The organism is Burkholderia sp. 3C (assembly GCF_054589155.1).
In genome coordinates this window covers 60809-64083 of sequence record NZ_BAAILN010000159.1, presented here as the reverse complement: position 1 = coordinate 64083, position 3275 = coordinate 60809, and the positions used below count along the sequence as shown (strand labels likewise).

Annotated in this window: 2 protein-coding genes; both read left to right on the top strand. The window is 68.3% G+C overall.

From position 1 onward, the window contains the following. Positions 1–224 precede the first annotated feature (224 nt). Positions 225–1361, top strand: a complete 1137-nt coding sequence (gene dnaJ, locus ACYP33_RS34335; protein WP_414443995.1) for a molecular chaperone DnaJ — start codon at positions 225–227, stop codon at positions 1359–1361. Positions 1362–1394: 33 nt separating this feature from the next. Then, entirely contained in the window at positions 1395–3266 is a 1872-nt protein-coding gene (pabB, locus tag ACYP33_RS34330) for an aminodeoxychorismate synthase component I (protein ID WP_459625546.1), read from the top strand. Positions 3267–3275: the final 9 nt, after the last annotated feature.

Genomic DNA, 3275 nt, shown 5'->3' with positions numbered 1-3275 from the left:
GAAGGACTAAGTCGGGCCGCGGCCGTGCCGCGCGGCACGGCCGCCACCGATTCGATCCGTCACTGCCGGACGGTCCGGATCACCCTGCGCCTGGCGGGCCTCACGGCCCTCCGGGCACATTTGTTTTATGGCGGGACGGTGCGCGAGCGCCGTTCTACAGGTCGCAAGACTTTACTGGAAGCGAGAGGAGCCGCTCGCGCATCGCGTGTGGCGGCATTACCGATATGGCGAAACGGGATTACTACGAGGTTCTGGGCGTTGCGAAGAACGCGAGCGACGACGAAATCAAGAAGGCATATCGCAAGCTCGCGATGAAGTACCACCCCGACCGCAATCCGGACAGCAAGGATGCGGAAGAGCGTTTCAAGGAGGGGAAGGAAGCCTATGAAATGCTCTCGGACGAACAGAAGCGTGCCGCGTACGATCAGTACGGCCACGCGGGCGTCGATCCGAACATGGGCGGTGCCGGCGCACAGGGCTTCGGCGGCTTTGCCGACGCATTCGGCGACATCTTCGGCGACATCTTCGGCCAGGCCGCGGGCGGCGCTTCGCGCGGCGGCCGTGGCGGCCCGCAGGTGTATCGCGGCGCCGACCTGCGCTACAGCATGGAGATCACGCTCGAACAGGCCGCGCACGGCTACGAGACACAGATCCGCGTGCCGAGCTGGGTATCGTGCGAAGTCTGTCACGGCAGCGGCGCGAAGCCGGGCACCAAGCCCGACACCTGTCCGACCTGTCATGGCCAGGGCTCGGTGCGCATGTCGCAGGGCTTCTTCAGCATCCAGCAGACCTGCCCGAAGTGCCATGGCACCGGCACCTACATCCCCGATCCGTGCGCGCATTGCCACGGCTCCGGCAAGGTGAAGGAAACCAAGACGCTGGAAGTGAAGATCCCGGCCGGCATCGACGACGGCATGCGGATCCGCTCGGCCGGCAACGGCGAGCCGGGCATCAACGGCGGGCCATCGGGCGATCTGTATGTGGAGATCCACATCAAGTCGCACTCGGTGTTCGAGCGCGACGGCGACGATCTGCACTGCCAGATGCCGATCGCATTCACCACGGCTGCGCTGGGTGGCGATATCGAGGTGCCGACGCTGGCCGGCCGCGCATCGTTCCCGGTGCCGGAAGGCACGCAGTCGGGCAAGACGTTCCGTCTGCGCGGCAAGGGCATCAAGGGCCTGCGTTCGAGCATTGCCGGCGATCTCTACGTGCACGTGCAGATCGAAACGCCGGTCAAGCTGACCGATTCGCAGCGCGATCTGCTCAAGCAGTTCGAGAAGTCGCTGGCTGAAGGCGGTGGCCGTCACAGCCCGCAAGGCAAGAGCTGGTTCGACCGCGTGAAGAGCTTCTTCGAGTGATCGAAGCGCGGCCGGCATCATGATTTTCGCCACATGACTCACGACGAAGCGGGCGCGCCGTTCGCGCTCCTCGACGATTGCGATTCGACCGCGTCCGCGCGGTCGAGTCGTTTGTACACGGGCTATGTGCACGAACGGACGTGTACCGACCCGGCGCAGCTCGATGCGGTGTGCGCGGCCGTGGCCGCCGATCTCGACGGCGGGCTGCATGCGCTGGTGCTCGGCGATTATGCGTTCGGCCGCAACCTGCAGCGCGGCGTGGCGGGCAGTGCACCGCTGCGCTTCCTGCTGTTTGCCGGGCTGCAACGGCTCTCGCGCGACGAGGCCGATGCGTGGCTCGCCGCGCATGATGAGCACGCAGGACACGCAGGGCAGGATGCAGCGGAGCCGTCGGCGGCCGGCGTGGCGCGCTTGCAAAAGAGCGTCACGCGCGAAGCCTTCGATGCGTCGATCGACGCGATCCACGCCGCGTTGCGCGCCGGCGATTCCTATCAGGTCAACTACACCTACCGGCTCGGCTTTGACGCCTACGGCTCGCCGCTCGCGCTGTATCGGCGGCTGCGTGCGCGGCAGGCGGTGCGTTACGGCGCGCTGATCGCGTTGCCCGACGCGCGCTGGATTGTCTCGTGCTCGCCCGAACTGTTCGTCGAGAAGTCGGGCGTGCGGCTGCGCACGCGGCCGATGAAGGGCACCGCGCCGCGTTCGGCCGATGCGGCCGCCGACGCACGCGCAGCCAGCTTTCTCGCCAACGACGCAAAGAACCGCGCCGAGAACGTGATGATCGTCGACCTGCTGCGCAACGACGTGTCGCGCGTCGCGGTCACGGGTTCGGTGCGCGTGCCGGCGCTGTTTACGGTCGAGCCGTATGCGTCGGTGTGGCAGATGACCTCGACCGTCGAGGCCGAGGCGCGGCCCGACGCCGGCTTCGCCGACATGCTGCGCGCGCTGTTTCCGTGCGGCTCGATCACCGGCGCGCCCAAGCACGCTACGATGGCGCTGATCGATGCGATCGAATCGACGCCGCGCGGGCTGTACACCGGCGCGCTCGGCTGGCTCGATGCCGCGCCGGCCGGCAGCGCGTGCGGCGATTTCTGTCTGTCGGTGACGATCCGCACGCTGTCGCTCGATGCGACGCGTGCCGACGGTTACCGGCCCGGCATGATGGGCGTCGGCGCGGGCATCGTGCTCGACAGCGCGGCGGCCGACGAATATGCGGAGTGCGAATTGAAAGCGAAATTCCTGACCGATGCCGACCCCGGCTTCCAGTTGTTCGAAACGATGCAGGCGACGCGCGCCGGCGGCGTGCGCCATCTCGATCGCCATCTCGCGCGGCTTGGCGCCAGCGCCGAGGCGCTCGGCTTCGCGTTCGACGCGACGGCCGTGCAGGCGCGGATCGCGGCGCAGGTGGGCGGGATCGATGGTGACGGTGCGTATCGCCTGCGTGCGGCGCTGTCCAAGGACGGCACGCTGGCCCTGACGGGCGCGGCGCTCGCACCGCTGGCCTCGCCCACCGTCGCGGTGCTGCTGGCCGCCGAGCACGGCTTCGCGCCGATGCACGCGTCGGATCTGCTGCTCGCGCACAAGACCACGCGTCGCGCCGAATACGATCGCGCGTGGCGCGAAGCCGAGGCGGCGGGCGCGTTCGACATGCTGTTCGTCAACGAGCGCGGCGAGCTGACCGAAGGGGGGCGCAGCAACGTGTTCGTGCGGCTCGACGGCCGCTGGTTCACGCCGCCGCTGGCCAGCGGCCTGCTGCCGGGCGTGATGCGCGCGGCGCTGCTCGACGATGCCGGGTTCGGCGCCAGCGAGCGGGTGCTGACGCCCGACGATCTGGCGCGTGCCGATGGCCTGCTGATCTGCAACGCGTTGCGTGGTGCGGTGGAGGCGACGTTGCGGCGCATTTGAACCCGGATC